Raw genomic sequence first — 15,934 nt, forward strand, 5'->3', positions numbered from 1 at the left:
CTCCCCCTGTGTGCCTTCGCCTCCCACGACTAGCTGCAAAAATCTGATCAACGGCACCTCCCAGCATGGGAAATTTTTCTTTTACAAATCCTGCTATGGTAGCAATGGCTTGTTGGGCCTGTTGTTCGGACAAGCCAGCTTCCTTTACTAATTTTTCTATTAATTCGTTCATATGTATACTTAATTAAGGGTTAGGCAACTTTTAAAGCACTCAGTTTGCTCTTGCTGAACATTTTTTCTGCATAGTCTAGGGTTACATTCAGGGAGGTTGTTTCTGTTCCCGGTAACTCAAACATGGCTTCTGTTAAAATACTTTCGCAGATACTTCTCAACCCTCTGGCACCCAGTTTGTACTCCATGGCTTTGGCTACCATAAAATCCAGTACGGCCGGTTCAATAGTCAGCTTTATTCCTTCCATCTCAAACAATTTGGTGAATTGTTTAATCAATGAATTTTTGGGTTCCGTTAGGATGCTTCTTAAGGTAGCAGCGTCCAGTGGATTTAAATGGGTAACCACGGGTAAACGACCTAATAGTTCTGGAATCAATCCAAAACTTTTCAGGTCCTGTGCATTGATGAACTCGAGCAGATTACTTCTCTGCATTTCCTGTTCATCCTTGTTTACACTGAAACCAATGGCATTGGTATTGATTCTTCTGGCAATAACTTTGTCTATACCATCAAAAGCACCGCCGCAGATAAACAGAATATTCTTGGTATCTACCTTAATCATTTTTTGTTCCGGATGTTTTCTTCCTCCCTGTGGTGGAACCAGAACTTCTGTTCCTTCCAGCATCTTCAGAAGACCTTGCTGCACGCCTTCTCCGCTAACATCTCGGGTAATGGACGGGTTGTCTCCCTTACGTGCAATTTTATCAATCTCGTCTACATAAACAATTCCTCTTTCTGCAGCAGTAACGTCGTAATTGCAATTCTGCAATAAACGGGTAAGCATGCTCTCTACGTCTTCGCCTACATAACCGGCTTCTGTAAACACAGTGGCGTCTACAATAGCAAATGGCACATTCAATAAACGGGCGATAGATTTTGCCAGTAAGGTTTTACCGGTACCCGTTTCACCCACCATGATGATATTACTTTTTTCTATTTCAACATCATCTACTTTCTGCTTGTTGTTTACACGCTTGTAGTGATTGTAAACAGCAACACAAAGTATTTTTTTTGCTTCGTCCTGACCAATTACATATTCATCCAGAAACTGCTTTATTTCCTTTGGCTTTCTGATTTGCACAGCTCCGCCAGTAGAGGCAGGATTGTTTTTTGCAGTTAATTCCTGCGCTATGATTTCTTCGGCATGTTCAACGCAATTTTCACAAATATGCCCTTCCTGACCGGCGATTAAAATTTTAACCTCATCTCTACTTCTCCCACAAAAAGAGCAGTGTAAATTATTTTGCTTTGCCATAATCTTATAACTTGTTTAATATACCGTCTGCAATGCCATAAGCAACTGCTTCTTCGGCATCCATCCAGTAGTCTCTGTCGAAATCAGCCAGAATTTGTTCTACTGATTTACCACAATTCTCAGCCAGTATTTTCGCTCCCAGTTGTTTGGTTTTTAAAATCTGGTTGGCCTGAATTTCAATGTCTGCACTGGTTGCCTGATAATATCCTCCTAAGCTGGGTTGGTGAATCATAACTTCCCCGTGAGGAAAAATAAATCTGCGGCCCTTGGTGCCTGCACTTAAAAGAATAGACCCCATACTCGCAGCCAGTCCCATACAGATGGTGCTAACAGGGCTCTGAATCATTTTAATGGTGTCGTACATAACCATTCCGCTGGTTACAACACCCCCGGGACTATTGATGTATAATTTAATTTCTGCACCTGGTTTGTCTGCGTCTAGCAACAACAATTTAGAAACAACATCTTTTGCTGATTTGTCATCTACCACCCCCCATAAATACACGGCTCTCTTCTCAAAAAAAAGGTGTTCCATTTTTTTGGTCAGATAGCTGCTCATGGCTTCAGGCTTATCATCTTTGTTTTCTTCGGGCTCTTCAGCGTCGTTAGACAAATAAGGGTTCAATATATATTTAGCGCTCATAGTTTTTTGTTTTGAATGGGTTATCCTTTCTTCTCTTTGCGGGGATTGGTTAATAAAACTTCATCAACCAGGCCATATTCCTTGGCTTCCATGGCGGTCATCCAGAAATCGCGGTCACTGTCTTTTGCAATGGTTTCCACTGATTTGCCGGTATGACTGGCAGTGATGGTATATAATTCCTGTTTTAGTTTTTTAATTTCCCTTGCGGTAATTTCAATATCGGTTGCCTGTCCACCAATACCACCACTTGGCTGATGCATCATGATTCGGCTATGCTTTAAAGCGGTTCTTTTTCCCTGAACACCGGCGCATAATAAAATCTGACCCATGCTGGCAGCAATACCTGTGCAGATGGTTGCCACATCAGGACCAATGAACTGCATGGTATCATAGATGCCCAAACCAGCATAAACGCTGCCACCCGGGCTGTTGATATACATTTGAATATCGCGGGTGCGGTCGGTACTCTCCAGGAAAAGCAACTGAGCCGTTACAATATTGGCAACATAATCGTTAATGCCTTCCCCCAGAAAAATAATACGATCCATCATCAAACGGCTGAATACGTCCATGCTGGCCACATTCAACGGGCGTTCTTCTATTATGTAGGGAGTAAGATTGGTTACCTGACCAAACTGTCTGTAATTGTGTAAAACCCCGCTACTGATTCCATGGTGCTTTACCGCGTATTTTTCAAATTCTTTTTCAATATTCATATTACTATATTTCGCTTTGAAGTTAGGTGTTTTGTTAAATCGGTATCAAGCCTGTTCAAATACTGTGCAAAGCTTTATCTATGGCATTTTGACATACCCCGTGAATTACCGTTAAAACACGGTTGCAAAGGTCGTTCATTTTAGATAAGTTCAGAAACGTTATTTGTTAAGATATGCAAAACGAGCCGTTTCATTTGGGAATATGCATGGCAGGAGCTGTTTCGGCCGGCGCATATACGGCAGGTGTGCTGGATTGTTTGCTGGAAGCTTTGGAAGGGTGGGAGCAAAAACGCAGTCTGTCAGGGACTCCCTCTCATCGGGTAACGATATCGGTAGTGGGAGGTGCTTCTGCAGGAGGAATGACCGGCCTTCTGTCTGCCGCTGCCATTCAGCAACCCGCTGCAAAAATTTTATATAAAAGCTGGGTAGAAATGGAAGCAGATTCCATGGCCCCTTCCTTGCTGGATACGGCTGATATTGCTGCAACCCAAACACTTTCCTCTCTGCTCAATGGCAGTTTTATTGAGCGTTTAAGTAGTCAGGCTATATCAGCGGCAACCAATCCCTCTTCTGCTTTGCCTGCTTATATGGATCCTGCTTTGAAATTATTTGCAACCTTAACCAATCTGGCAGGCTACCCTTATAATATTTCTTTCAGGTCCGAATTAAAAAAGACAACACACCGGATGTCGGTCCATCGCGATTTTGCCTGTTTTCAGTTGGCAGGCCCGCAATTGTTAAATGGAAAGCAGCATGAGAGAGACGCCCCTATATCTGCAGATCCGGGTTGGATGCCCTTGAATTTATCCAGCGGAGTCAATGCGAGCGTGTTGCAACAGGCTATCATGGCAATAGGTGCATTCCCCCTGGTACTAAAACCTGTAAGGTTGAACAGACCCCGAAAGATGATTCAGGAAAATCAATGGTTAAACCAGCAGGGTTTAATGCTCGACGATTTTCCAGATCATTCATCGTTACAGGTAGACGGGGGACTGATGAACAATGAGCCCTTTGAAAAGGTACGAGAGCTGCTGCAGGAGAAAGCGGCAGCAACACATTACGGGAGTGATGCCCGTGATTCATTTTCTTCTTTTACTCATACCATACTGATGATTGACCCATTTCCGGAATCAACTGGTTTTAAAGACATGGATTCAGTTGGTTTAACCGGTGTTGCAAAGCAGATTCTGTTTGCCATGATGCACCAGATGAAAGCCAAACCCCTGCCCATTGCAGATATGATGAATAAGGAAAAAGCAGGACAATTTTTAATTGCACCGGTTCGGTACCAGGGAAGCCCGGAGCAAAGAATAGAAGGAGCAAAGGCAATTGCAGGAGGTTCGCTGCACGGATTTGGCGGCTTCCTGAGTAAGCGTTTCAGGGAGCATGATTATGCACTGGGTCAATACAATTGTCTTCGGTTTTTGCAAAATCATTTTACAATTCCACTAAAGCATTTCCAGCAGCATCCACTGTTTTCGAAAGGATACGAGGGTATTGATCTGCAACCTTTTCTATGCGAGAAAAAAGTAAGTGTGCAAATAATACCTGTATTTAAAATGTCCAAGCCGGCGCCTCAATGGCCGGTAATGTCAGGTAATTTTATTGATGATTTAAAGCCGGCTATTCAAAAAAGATCAGCAGCCATTTTATCGGTTGTTTCCGATCACTGGTTCAGAAAGCGGCTCCTGCAGTTGAGTGGCCATGTTTTCCTGAATAGGTATATAGCCAATTACTTACTACGTAAAATTGATGCCGGATTGCAGGAACATCAGTTATGCAAATAAAAAAAGCCAACCCATAGAGGCTGGCTTTAAAAAAGAAAAAATGTTATTAGTGATGATGATGTTCTAATTTTTTAGCGAAATCATCCGCGCTGATGCTTTCATCTTTCGCCTTCACCTGAGATTCCAATGCATCAAATAATTTCTCCGCATTGATTCTGTGGTAACTATCTTCAACAAACTTTTTATCCTGCATCATTCTGTTTGCATAATCATCAATCCACTGCTGGTTATCGCCCAATGCACCTAACTGGTTACCCATGTAGCTGAACAATTGCATTTTAGCAAAATTGCGGATGTCTTCAGGTAACACTTCTATCTTGTTATCCTGTGATAATTTGCTGCTGATTAAAGTCCATTTTAATTGTTTGGAGAAGCTTGGATATTCTGCTTCCGCTTCCTCTGCAGTTTTAGGTTTTTCTCCACCGTTTTGTAACCAGCGCTTCAGGAAGTTCTCTGGTAATTCCATGCTAACATGGTCTACCAGGTAGTGATAAATCTGGTCCTGAACCTGATTGCGTGCAGACTGAGCATAGTATTTTTCTATTTCAGCCTTGATTTCATTTCTAAGGTCTGCTTCGGTTTTAATATTCTCGTTGCCTGGATAAATCTGCTTGAATAGTTCTTCGTCCAAAGCCGCTTTTTCTACCAAACCTACTTTGGTAATTAACATATTGAAATACTTGTCAGCATCATCTTTGGTTAATCCCAGATCAGCCAAAATGGTTTCTGCTTCCTTATCTTCAAATGCCTTCTTGATTTGCAAAAGAACCACATCGTCTTTTTTCTTGTCCATTAAATTTTTGCGGAACTTTTCTGCAAAATATTTAACCAGAACACTGTTGTCTTTGCTTACACCGTTTTCTACAGGGTTTCCTTTTGAATCGGTTTCTGTAAAAGAAACATTCAAAACATTGTCTTCGGATGTAACTGTTTCCGGTTCTGTCATTTTACCAAAACGGGTTTGCAATCTTGCGATTTCATCGTCAATCATGGCATCAGTAACTGTTACTACGTAACGGGTTGCTTCGAACTTAGACAGGTTTACTTCGAAATCAGGCTTCAATCCAATTTCAAAAGAAAAAACATAATCAGACAAATTGTTCATGTCTAATTTGTTTGCGTCATTTTCAAGTGGTAAGGGTTGAGCAAAAATATCAATCTGCTCTTTGGTCATGTAAGCATTCATCTCCTGCTCTACTTTACGCAAAACTTCCTCAGAAAATACACCCTGACCATACATTTTCTTAACCAGACCAGTGGGTACCATACCCTTTCTGAAGCCAGGTATATTGGCAGTCTTTGCATATTTCTTCAGGCTGGTTTCAAAGCCACTAAAATAGTCTTCCTTGGTAAGGGTAACGGTAAGCTTATCATTTAATAAGCCAATGTTTTCTCTGGTAATTGTAGCCATATAGGTGTTTTATATACTTAAAATCGGGCTGCAAAGGTAGGGGTTTCGCATAAAAAAACCACCTATAAAGGTGGTTCAGTGCGGATGATAGGGGTCGAACCTACATGCCTCGCGGCGCTAGATCCTAAGTCTAGTGCGTCTGCCAATTTCGCCACATCCGCATTTGGGACGGCAAAAATAGGGGAATTTTTTAAAAACGAACAGTAAATTTTGTTCCTTTTTGTGATTCACTTTCACAAAAAATATTTCCGCCCTGTTCTTCAATCTGATTTTTTATGAGATAAAGGCCAATGCCCTTGCTGTCGAATCCGCTGTGAAAGCTCTTCTGAAATTTAAACAACAGGTGCCCGAACTTGCCCATATCGATACCTAATCCGTTATCTGTAACCGATAAATGAATGGCATCTTCCTTTTCGTAGGTTTCAATGCGAATGGCAGGCGGCGTCCCGGGTCTGGTATACTTCAGGCTGTTGCTCAGCAAATTGTAAACAATGCTTTGCAGGTAAACCCTGGGATAATATATCTGTGCCACTCCAAGGTCTTGCTCAATAACAGCATTTTTCTGTTGAATCACGTCCTGTAGCTGAAGAAGCGCGCTGTTAATCACTTCCTCAAAGGAGCATTCTGAAGCAGGAATATCTTTTTCCAGGTGAATCTGCAGTATTTGAATCAGCTCATTCAGGTTGTTGGTAAGATCCTTGCTGATTTTTTTTAAATAATCCATGGAAGCTTTCTTCAGTTCCGGATCATTGGTGCTCTCATACATTTCCAGCATTTTAGAAATATTATGAGCAGGTCCTCTTACATCATGCGTAATAATCCCAGCAAAATCTTTTAGCTGACTTACTTTCTTTTCCAGGGCATGCTGCGTTTTCAGCAATTTTCGGTTTTGCTCTTCTAAGCTTTCCGTTGCTATTGGAGTAGGGTTAATCATGGCGTATCATCGGCTGGGGGAACGCCGTTACCTAAAATTAGGTATTTATCATTGAGATTTAAGTAATTATAAATAATTCGTCTCCTGACGAATTATTGTTATTTTCTGAGACCTTCCAGTATTGTGGATAGGGTATCTATCATACCTTTTTGGGTAATCCATCTTAATACCACTACCAGATCGTTAACCGGATCAACATATACCACATTATTTCCATTCCCCAGATGCACAAATGCTTCAGCTGGGGCACCTGGAATTAATTTCTGGTCTGTATTTAAATAAAAATTCATGTAACCATATTCCTTATTGGCAGGGCCGGGTGTGGTTGATTGACGAATCCATGATTCTGAAATAAGCTGCAGGTTTTTCCATCTGCCTTTACGAAGTGTAAGTAGGCCAAAGCGGGCCATGTCTTCCGCGTGTATAAACATACCTCCGCCCCAATGACCGCCGCCGCTAACAGACTGAACCGGATTGCCATCTAATACAATCCATGCATTCCGGTAGCCCGTCCAGCGCCAGGTGTTGGATGCTCCAATCGGATCCATGATATTCTTTTTCAATACCTGAGGAAGTGGTTGTCTGAAAATACTGGTAGCCGCCAATGCCAGTGCATTTACCCGAACATCATTGTATTCAAAAACAGTCCCCTGTGGATGACGGTTTCTGCTCAACCATTTTTTCGGGTCGGGATCAGGCCGGTCTGCCCAATCGGGTTTGCCCCATAAAGTACCTTCCCAATCACTGGTTTGTCTTAGCATGGATTCCCATGTAATGGTTCTGTTGTGGGCAGTTTCAAAGGGGTGAAGTAATTCGGGTTGATTAAAAAGTGAAGCTGGTTTGCTAGCCGGCTCGGGTTGAAATAATTCAACAGGCGGAACATAGGTATACACCGGATCCTGAACCGACCGAATTAATTGCGCATCTACTGCCAAACCCACAACGGCCGATAAAAAACTTTTTGCCACACTATGGGTCATATCCAATTTTAGTGGGGTACCCCATTCTGCAATTTTATAACCCTTATAAATAATAATACCTGTTTGATCTCCCCGGTCTTCAAAAGGGCCAATGCCGTCTCCAAAGGGTTCTTTACCAAAAGTCTTGTAGTGATTTTCTTCCATACTTCTGGGATTGGGAGTCTCCGCAGCCCTGGCAACAGCGATTGCTTTTTCTATGGCTGTTGGGGCAATACCCAATGCTTCGAGAGCTTTGAATTCCCAGTTAGCACGTTCTGGATAATACAATTCATTCGCTCCCTTCTTTGCTGTCTGAGCATTTCCGGTATGGGCAAAAAAAATTGTAGCAATGAATAAATAAATAGGTTTAATCATGCTACAATCTAAAAAAACTATTGCTAATCTGAGCAGACAATGCCTAAATCAGAAAAATTACTTGCTGCTTCTGCCAGACTTGTAATAACTCTGCTTAACCATTCTGTTTCTCGGTGCTGGCTTCTTAATTTTTTCGGGTTGATTGGTATTGGCTTTCTGCGGTGTTGCCGAATGATATTCGTGGTTGCTTACAACAGGAAGTTCAATTTTTATCAGCTTCTGAATGTCTTTCAGATAAGCTCTTTCTTCTGTATCACAAAATGAAATGGCCATGCCGTTTTCTCCCGCTCTGCCTGTTCTGCCAATTCTGTGAACATAGGTTTCCGGTACATTCGGTAATTCGTAATTGAACACGTGTGATAATCCATCTACATCAATACCTCTTGCAGCAATATCAGTTGCTACCAGAATTCGGGTATTGCCATTTTTAAAATTCGTCAATGCCCTTTGTCTGGCATTCTGAGATTTATTGCCATGGATGGCTTCAGATGTTATTCCCTGTTTAACCAGGTTCTTCACTACTTTATCTGCACCATGTTTGGTTCTGGTAAAAACCAGCGCAGATTTTATTGCACTGTCTTGCAGTAAATCCTGTAGCAGATTTTTTTTGTTTTCCTTTTCCACAAAATAAATAGCCTGTTCAATTTTTTCAACAGTAGAAGAAACAGGTGTTACCGCAATGGTTACCGGATTCTTTAAAAGCGTATTGGCTAATTTTTCAATTTCATCGGGCATGGTTGCAGAAAAAAACAAGGTTTGTTTTTTCTCTGGCAGTTTAGCCACCACTTTTTTTACATCGTTAATAAAGCCCATGTCTAACATACGATCGGCTTCGTCCAATACAAAAAAGCGGATATCTTTTAGATGGATAAATCCCTGTTGCATCAGATCCAGTAATCTGCCCGGAGTAGCGGTTAAAATATCCACTCCTTTCTTTAAGTTGATTACCTGGTGATGTTGCGATACACCTCCAAAAATTACTTCATGAGAAATGCGCAGATTTTTACCATAAGCTGCAATGCTTTCGTCAATCTGAATGGCGAGTTCCCTGGTGGGTGTAAGTATTAATGCCTTGATGCCTCTGGTAAAATTTCCGTTTAGCTGAGACTGACAAACCAATTGAAGAATGGGAATAGAAAAAGCAGCAGTTTTTCCTGTTCCTGTTTGGGCACAACCCAAAATATCTTTACCTGCAAGGGCAGATGGAATAGCTTGTTCCTGAATGGGGGTAGGGTTGGTATACCCTTCGGTTTCGAGCGCTTTTAATATAGGCTCAATGAGTTCTAATTCTTTGAATAACACAAAATGTGATTTAAATGAACACTTGAAATTTCAAGTGGTATATAACCTGATATTGATGGGATTACCTTGTCACTGAAGTAGATTCCAGTCTAACTGAGACATATACGAATTGTGTAAAGGTACATTAATTGGGGGAGAAGCCCAAATATGCATGATTTCGCTTTTGAAAAATGGGTATTGGCGATGCTGCAGATTCAATTTTAAGATTATGCCAGTAGCGCAACAATTTGTTCTAAATACTGCTGGTCGGTTTCATCAAACTGATTGTATTCGCTACTATCTACATCTAATACGCCCCATATATTTCCTTCTTTGAAAAGCGGAACAACAATTTCAGATTTAGATAAACTGCTGCAGGCGATATGGCCAGGAAATTTTTCTACATCCGGAACAATTAATGTTCTAGCCTGCTCCCAACTGCTTCCGCAAACACCTCTGCCTTTTCTGATTCTGGTGCAGGCAACAGGTCCCTGAAAAGGGCCTAAAACCAGTTCGTCATTTTCTACCAGATAAAAACCTACCCAGAACCAGCCGAATTGTTCTTTCAATGCAGCCGCTGTATTAGCAAGGTTGGCAACCAGGTTGCTTTCACCTGTAAGTAAACCCTTTATTTGAGGTATCAATGCCTCGTATTGTTCTGCCTTGGTTCCTTTAATAATTTGTAAATCTTCTGCCATAATGCAAAGATAAGTTCAGGGATTGATTACAAAACATCCGTTGTGTCAATTCTATTGACCGCCTGTTTTTAATAAAACAAACGATTGTATCAGCTGGTTTTCTTAAGCAGTTTTTTGAATTCTTTTTCTTCTGCCCAAAACACCAGCCAGCCAAATAATCCAATGAAAATGAATCCTGAAAAGATGCCGAGCCATAACTGAGGAATAAAATACAATAGTGTTTTCTGAATGCCATACATAAGCAACACCACCACTAGATAAGCTATGATTTTTTTGGTAGCGTAAGGAACCGGATAATATTTTTGTCCCAGCTGATAACTTACCAGCATCATGAACAAATAACAACTAAAAGTGGCAATAGCTGCCCCTAAATAATGCAGGGAGGGTATCAGTAGAATGTTTAATGCAATTGTAATAACCGCACCTCCAACGGTAATCAAGGCGCCATAGTTATTTCTGTCGGTTAGTTTATACCAGATACTCAGGTTGTAATAGATGCCCAGAAATATATTGCCCAGTGCCAACAGCGGAACAATCTGTAATCCCTGTGTCCACAAAGGCTTATCAATGGCTATAAAAAACCAATCAAATACTTCAATAAACAAACTGATGAACAGCAACATGAAGCTGCAGGCAATCACAAAAAATTTCATTACGCGGGCATAGGTTTTTTGTGCATTCTCTTCTCCTTTCTGTTTAAAGAAAAAGGGTTCAGCCGCCATTCTGAATGCCTGAATCATAATGGTAATTAAAACTGCCAGCCGATAAATATTCCCGAATATACCCAACTCGTGTTTGGCTTCTTCAACCGGCAGATCTACAACATGCTGATAAATTAATCTGCTTAGCATATCGTTTACCATACCGCCCATCCCCACAATAATCAATGGATAACTGTAGTGTAGAATTTTTTTCAGTACATCAATATGGAAGTTCCATTTAATTTTCTTGAACTCTGAAAAGAGCAATATAAAAGTGAGGATGCTGCCCGCCAGGTTGCCAATCAGGTAGTAGCCGATGCCAATATTTTGCTCTGTAAAAAAACGAAGTGCAGAAGCAGGATTGGATTGCACATATTGTGGTATCCAACCAATAAAAACAAGCACCGTAATAAAATTGATGAGCACGCTGGATAGCCTTACTGCTGCGTATTTGCGGGGCCTGTTTTCCTGTCTGAGTCTGGCAAATGCCAAGGTGCTGATGGTATCAAAAAACAATATGCCAATCATCCAGTTAATGAATGCTGGCTGCGCTTCCAGGTTGGCCCAGTGCATCAGGGGTTCTTTGCATAACCAGAGAATAGTAGTAAACAACAAGGTACTGCCCAGTAAAGAAATAGACAAGGTACTGTATAGTTTATCGGGATCTTCTTCTTTGATAAATCTGAAGTAGGCCGTTTCTAATCCGTAAGTGAACAATACATTCAAAAAGGGTATGATGGCATAGATCTGAGTTAAGTCGGCAGTGGTAGCAGGTTGTGCAAAAAACAACGGAAGAGACAGATTCATCAGATATCCCAAAAAACGACTGGCTATAGTGGGTACACCATACCAGATTGTTTGACTTGCCAGTTTTTTTATCTCGCTCAATTGAATAAACTATTGTTCAAAAATAGGGTATTGTCATCAGTTGTGCAGGTCTAAGGGCCGGGTTGCTGATGGGCTGGTACCCGGTGCTGCAAACCGGGGATCCCGCAGAAAAACAGAATCGGTAAGGGTTTGCAGGAATGCTTTGAGTTGCCCTATTTCATAATTGCTCAACGGGAGTTTGTTTTTTAATAAGGTATCTGTGTTGGCCATTACCTGCATATTACTGCGATAATGTTCAAATATATTGTTCAGCGAAAAAAATCTTCCGTCGTGACCATAGGGGAATGTTGCCATTACATTTCGCAGACTGGGCACTTTGAATTTCAGTGAATCGGCCGGGTTTTGTGTAATGGTCATTCTGCCTATATCCTGCAGGTAGGGTTCAAGAGGCATGCCTGTATTTCTATAACTGAAATCGGTAAACAGCGGTTCTGTATGACAACTGCTGCATTTGCTTTTGAAGATAGTATAACCCAGTTTCTCCGGTAAATTAAAACTATCTGTACCCCGCAACACTCTGTCGTATTTGCTATTGCTGCTAACCATGGTTAACAGGAACTGACTCAATGCTTTGCCCAAACGCTGCGTATTAATGGTAGGGTCACCAAATGCTTCTTTAAACAACCTGGGATAGGTTTTGCTTTTACGCAGTTTCTGTATGATGTTTTCAATGGTTTCCCCCATTTCGTTATGCGCCGTAATGGGGGCCAGTGGCTGAAGATCCAGGTGATTGATGCCACCATCCCACATGAATGCTTTTTGCCAGGCCAGGTTAAATAATCCGGGTGCATTACGGGTAGTTAAGCTATTGTCTATCCCATGACTTAAGGGATGATCAAAATTGTTGAATGCGCCAAATTGCTGATGGCAGGTTCCGCAGGAGATATTTCCGTCTCTGCTAAGCTGACCTTCGTAGAATAATTGTCTTCCCAATTCAATGCCTTCTTCGGTTAATGGATTTTTTGAAAAATCGTATACAGGTTGAGGCCATCCATTGGGGACTATAAAAGCTTTTTTTCTGGGCACGGTTCTTTTTTCAGGCTGCTCCATAAATCCCAGCGCTGCAACAACGATGAACACAAAAAACAATATGGTGCCTATCTTCTTCATTACTGTAAACTAAGTTGAAACATTTGCTGATAATTATCTGCCAGTTGCATCGCCAGCTTTCCTGCATTATGACAGTTGGGCATTTGGGCAATGCTGATGGTATGCTTGCCTTTGAACCAGAAAGACAAATCGGTAAGAATATAGTGCGGGGCCTTTGCTTGGCTATTTAATCCTTTCTTTTCGGCCAGATTGAGCGTAATGGTTCTGACTGCATTATAAGGCGATTCAAATCCCCCCACATCATAACTGAAACGTTTACCAGCCGTGTTGGCTGAAGGTGAAGTACCCTGCATCCTGGCCATGATATAACCTGTTCTCCAGGTCCAGAACATACCATTTGCCGGATCCAGCACACCTGATTGAATACCTGTTGTGTTTTTGATACTGTCTACTCCCAACGTAAAAATAAGTTGAGTGCAATTGGCAGGCAGGGTAAAAGGAAGCTTCAGGCTATTGGGGTTATTCAGGTCCATTAAATAGTGGGCATCACTTAATAGGATTGTATCGGGTTCTTGGGATTTATTTTGAGAAGAGCGTATCGCTTTCCATCCTGTGGTATAAAAAAGACACTTGTTAATTTGTAAACTTTCTCCTGCGAAGTTGGTATAGCTGCTGTCGGGATGCCATTTTTCAGCGCCATACATAGGAATGAATGCAATGCTGTGCTGCGCTTTTGAAGCTATTGCGGCAAACAATACTCCAAACAGGAAAATGGCTTTGTATGGAGGTATTCTATTCAAGGGTTTCTGTTTTGAATGTTTATCTTAGTCTTTTCAAATTTCGGTTAAATTTCTTTCTATGCGGTTAGTTATTCAAAGAGTTTCCAGTGCATCTGTAACCATTGAGGAAAAAGTGAATGGGGCAATAGGTACGGGATTAATGGTTTTGGTGGGGATTGAAGATGCGGATACGCAGGAAGACATTGAATGGCTGGCAGGCAAGCTGGTGAATCTGCGGATTTTTAATGATGATGATGGCGTAATGAATTGTTCCATTAAAGAAGTAAATGGAGATATTTTACTGGTTAGTCAGTTTACCCTGCATGCCAGTACCAAAAAAGGCAACCGGCCTTCTTATATCAAAGCTTCCAAACCACCCATAGCCATTCCATTGTATCAAGCAATGATTATAGCAATAGAAACCCAGTTGGGTAAAAAAATTCAGACGGGAATTTTTGGTGCTGATATGAAAGTGGCCCTGGTGAATGATGGGCCCGTTACCATTTTAATTGATTCAAAAAACAAGGAATAATGACAATAGAAGCTGCACAGAAACAAGTAGACCAATGGATTAAAACCGTTGGGGTGCGTTATTTTAACGAGTTAACCAACCTGGGTATTCTGATGGAAGAAGTGGGGGAGCTCAGCAGGATAATGGTGAGAAAATACGGAGAGCAATCATTTAAGGATTCCGATAAATCTCACGAACTGGCAGATGAAATGGCAGATGTGTTGTGGGTATTGATTTGTCTGGCTAACCAAACCGGGGTTAATCTTACAGAAGCCCTTGAAAAAAACCTAGAGAAGAAAACCCTAAGAGACAAGGACCGCCATAAGAATAACCCCAAGTTGTAGTCTTTATTTTTTAGTTGAAATTAGATTTGGCTTTTGCCAGCTTTTCAATTTCAGCTACCGTTCTGGGCGCACCTGCAGAAAGATTGCGGTTGCCTTCCTTGGTAATTAAAATATCGTCTTCAATTCTTACGCCGATATTCCACCACTTCGGATCGCATTTGCTGTTTGGTGGAATATAGATACCAGGTTCAACCGTTAAATACATGCCGGGTTCAAAAGCCTGATTGCCTCTGATGCCTAAGTCATGCACGTCCAAACCCAAATGATGGGAAGTTCCGTGAGGAAAATATCTTCTGGCTTCTGCTTCATTGGCTGCAATTCCCAACTGAATTAAACCTCTGTTGATGACTCTTCTGGCTGCTGCATCGGAACCACTGTATGGCATGCCTGGTTTACAAACTGCAATGGCTGAATCCTGAGCGGCCAATACCAGCTCATAAATCATTTTTTGTTCAGGAGTAAATTTGCCATTAACCGGCACGGTGCGGGTAACATCGGCAGTATATCCATGGTATTCAGCCGCACAGTCGCTTAATAGTAAATCTCCGTCTTTCATTAATCTTAAATTGGTTACATAATGCAATACGCAGGCATTCTCCGAAGAGCCATTGATGCTGGGATAGCCTGGAAATTCAGAACCATTTTTCTTGAAAGCGTATTCCATGATGGCCTGTGCCTGGTATTCGGTCATGCCTGGTTTAACCGCTTTAATTACTTCATTGTGTCCTTCCACACTAATGGCTGCCGCTTTCTCCAGAATCGCAATTTCTTCAGGTTGTTTAATACCTCTTAAAGCCGTTAAAATCTGCAGTTGGGTTCTGCCGGCAATGGGTTTGTTGTGCGCCTTGATTAAACTGTCAACAATGCCTGCCATTCTGCTTAATTCATCCCTGGTTCTGGGATAAGTCTGAAAAATATCTTCGGATCGGAAGGAAGTCAATACAGAATCGTACTCATTCAGTGCAAGGGTATTGTTTTTAAAATCACGGTTTAAAAATACATTGGTAAACTGGTAACGTTTGGTAACACCTTCCACACCCAGGATCTTGCCATTCCACATTTCGCGCTGCGGGTCCCTGTTCTGAACAAAAATGAATTCTGTACCCGTTTTACCTAAGATGGTGGTAGGCTCCTTAAACAACAATAACATGGCATTGGGTTCTTCCAGCCCTGTGAAATAGTAAAAATTCTTGTTCTGTGCATATTGGTAGTCTACATCGTCATTTCTTAGTCTTACCTGACTGGCAAAGAAAATTCCCACCGACTTAGCCGGCATTTTCTCTTTAAAAGCAGCTCTTCTGCCTGCATGAAAGGCAGGACTTAAATAGTCATTCGGATATTCTGTTGTTTGTACATTGGTTTGCTGTGCAGGAGCCATTGCCGGCAGAAGCAGCAACCAGAACAGGATTTTTTTCATATTATTCTGTTGA

Annotated in this window: 15 protein-coding genes and 1 tRNA gene; 3 read left to right on the forward strand and 13 right to left on the reverse strand. The window is 41.6% G+C overall.

Annotated elements, in window-relative coordinates:
• Positions 1–191: 191 nt before the first annotated feature.
• Genes clpX through P767_RS0114030 form a run of 3 tightly spaced genes read right to left on the reverse strand, consistent with a single transcriptional unit; the run spans position 192 to position 2,786 of the window.
• Positions 192–1,427, reverse strand: a complete 1,236-nt coding sequence (gene clpX, locus P767_RS0114020) for an ATP-dependent Clp protease ATP-binding subunit ClpX (RefSeq protein WP_026765032.1) — start codon at positions 1,425–1,427, stop codon at positions 192–194.
• Positions 1,428–1,431: 4 nt separating this feature from the next.
• Entirely contained in the window at positions 1,432–2,070 is a 639-nt protein-coding gene (locus P767_RS0114025) for a ClpP family protease (RefSeq protein WP_172637553.1), read from the reverse strand.
• A 20-nt stretch (positions 2,071–2,090) separates the two neighbouring features.
• The gene (locus P767_RS0114030; protein WP_026765034.1) at positions 2,091–2,786 is read right to left on the reverse strand and encodes a ClpP family protease; all 696 of its coding nucleotides are present in this window, start codon (positions 2,784–2,786) and stop codon (positions 2,091–2,093) included.
• A gap of 173 nt (positions 2,787–2,959) precedes the next feature.
• On the opposite strand from P767_RS0114030, the gene P767_RS0114035 reads away from it, so the two are divergent.
• A complete protein-coding gene (locus P767_RS0114035) occupies positions 2,960–4,573 on the forward strand; it encodes a patatin-like phospholipase family protein (RefSeq protein WP_026765035.1) in 1,614 nt (537 codons plus the stop codon).
• A gap of 46 nt (positions 4,574–4,619) precedes the next feature.
• Here the strand turns inward: P767_RS0114035 and tig are convergent, their stop codons facing one another.
• The 9 genes from tig to P767_RS0114080 form a co-directional block, all read right to left on the reverse strand.
• A complete protein-coding gene (tig, locus tag P767_RS0114040; RefSeq protein ID WP_026765036.1) occupies positions 4,620–5,984 on the reverse strand; it encodes a trigger factor in 1,365 nt (454 codons plus the stop codon).
• 79 nt (positions 5,985–6,063) lie between these two features.
• Positions 6,064–6,145, reverse strand: a tRNA-Leu gene (locus tag P767_RS0114045).
• A 29-nt stretch (positions 6,146–6,174) separates the two neighbouring features.
• A complete protein-coding gene (locus tag P767_RS0114050) occupies positions 6,175–6,918 on the reverse strand; it encodes a sensor histidine kinase (RefSeq protein WP_026765037.1) in 744 nt (247 codons plus the stop codon).
• 98 nt (positions 6,919–7,016) lie between these two features.
• Positions 7,017–8,252 carry a serine hydrolase domain-containing protein gene (locus P767_RS17205; RefSeq protein ID WP_051417367.1) on the reverse strand — a complete coding sequence of 412 codons (1,236 nt, stop codon included), beginning with the start codon at positions 8,250–8,252 and terminating at the stop codon, positions 7,017–7,019.
• Between the two features lie 57 nt (positions 8,253–8,309).
• On the reverse strand, positions 8,310–9,554 hold the full coding sequence (locus tag P767_RS17210; RefSeq protein ID WP_084799961.1) for a DEAD/DEAH box helicase: 1,245 nt from the start codon (positions 9,552–9,554) through the stop codon (positions 8,310–8,312).
• A 206-nt stretch (positions 9,555–9,760) separates the two neighbouring features.
• Positions 9,761–10,231, reverse strand: a complete 471-nt coding sequence (locus P767_RS0114065; RefSeq protein WP_026765038.1) for a GAF domain-containing protein — start codon at positions 10,229–10,231, stop codon at positions 9,761–9,763.
• 89 nt (positions 10,232–10,320) lie between these two features.
• Positions 10,321–11,820 (reverse strand): lipopolysaccharide biosynthesis protein, encoded by a 1,500-nt coding sequence (locus P767_RS0114070; protein ID WP_037351901.1) that lies wholly within the window; start codon positions 11,818–11,820, stop codon positions 10,321–10,323.
• A gap of 36 nt (positions 11,821–11,856) precedes the next feature.
• Positions 11,857–12,930, reverse strand: coding sequence for a cytochrome-c peroxidase (locus tag P767_RS17215; protein WP_084799963.1), 1,074 nt, complete (start codon positions 12,928–12,930; stop codon positions 11,857–11,859).
• Positions 12,930–13,670 carry an MbnP family protein gene (locus P767_RS0114080; RefSeq protein WP_026765040.1) on the reverse strand — a complete coding sequence of 247 codons (741 nt, stop codon included), beginning with the start codon at positions 13,668–13,670 and terminating at the stop codon, positions 12,930–12,932. Before P767_RS0114080 ends, P767_RS17215 begins: the two co-directional genes overlap by 1 nt.
• 58 nt (positions 13,671–13,728) lie before the next feature.
• Between P767_RS0114080 and dtd the strand changes: the two genes are divergently transcribed.
• Positions 13,729–14,181, forward strand: coding sequence for a D-aminoacyl-tRNA deacylase (dtd, locus tag P767_RS0114085; protein WP_026765041.1), 453 nt, complete (start codon positions 13,729–13,731; stop codon positions 14,179–14,181).
• Complete coding sequence (locus tag P767_RS0114090; RefSeq protein WP_026765042.1) at positions 14,181–14,504, forward strand: nucleotide pyrophosphohydrolase; 324 nt, start codon at positions 14,181–14,183, stop codon at positions 14,502–14,504. The genes dtd and P767_RS0114090 overlap by 1 nt, the downstream gene beginning before the upstream one ends.
• Positions 14,505–14,514: 10 nt before the next feature.
• Here P767_RS0114090 and P767_RS0114095 read toward each other — a convergent pair whose 3' ends face one another.
• On the reverse strand, positions 14,515–15,921 hold the full coding sequence (locus P767_RS0114095; RefSeq protein ID WP_026765043.1) for an aminopeptidase P N-terminal domain-containing protein: 1,407 nt from the start codon (positions 15,919–15,921) through the stop codon (positions 14,515–14,517).
• Positions 15,922–15,934 lie beyond the last annotated feature (13 nt).

The organism is Sediminibacterium salmoneum NBRC 103935 (assembly GCF_000511175.1).
Lineage (GTDB): Bacteria > Bacteroidota > Bacteroidia > Chitinophagales > Chitinophagaceae > Sediminibacterium > Sediminibacterium salmoneum.

Excerpts from the sequence above, each read along its gene's own strand:
- clpX (WP_026765032.1), bottom strand. The coding sequence starts at position 1,427 with ATGGCAAAGCAAAATAATTTACACTGCTCTTTTTGTGGGAGAAGTAGA.
- P767_RS0114025 (WP_172637553.1), bottom strand. The coding sequence starts at position 2,070 with ATGAGCGCTAAATATATATTGAACCCTTATTTGTCTAACGACGCTGAA.
- P767_RS0114030 (WP_026765034.1), bottom strand. The coding sequence starts at position 2,786 with ATGAATATTGAAAAAGAATTTGAAAAATACGCGGTAAAGCACCATGGA.
- P767_RS0114035 (WP_026765035.1), top strand. The coding sequence starts at position 2,960 with ATGCAAAACGAGCCGTTTCATTTGGGAATATGCATGGCAGGAGCTGTT.
- tig (WP_026765036.1), bottom strand. The coding sequence starts at position 5,984 with ATGGCTACAATTACCAGAGAAAACATTGGCTTATTAAATGATAAGCTT.
- P767_RS0114050 (WP_026765037.1), bottom strand. The coding sequence starts at position 6,918 with ATGATTAACCCTACTCCAATAGCAACGGAAAGCTTAGAAGAGCAAAAC.
- P767_RS17205 (WP_051417367.1), bottom strand. The coding sequence starts at position 8,252 with ATGATTAAACCTATTTATTTATTCATTGCTACAATTTTTTTTGCCCAT.
- P767_RS0114065 (WP_026765038.1), bottom strand. The coding sequence starts at position 10,231 with ATGGCAGAAGATTTACAAATTATTAAAGGAACCAAGGCAGAACAATAC.
- P767_RS17215 (WP_084799963.1), bottom strand. The coding sequence starts at position 12,930 with ATGAAGAAGATAGGCACCATATTGTTTTTTGTGTTCATCGTTGTTGCA.
- dtd (WP_026765041.1), top strand. The coding sequence starts at position 13,729 with ATGCGGTTAGTTATTCAAAGAGTTTCCAGTGCATCTGTAACCATTGAG.
- P767_RS0114090 (WP_026765042.1), top strand. The coding sequence starts at position 14,181 with ATGACAATAGAAGCTGCACAGAAACAAGTAGACCAATGGATTAAAACC.
- P767_RS0114095 (WP_026765043.1), bottom strand. The coding sequence starts at position 15,921 with ATGAAAAAAATCCTGTTCTGGTTGCTGCTTCTGCCGGCAATGGCTCCT.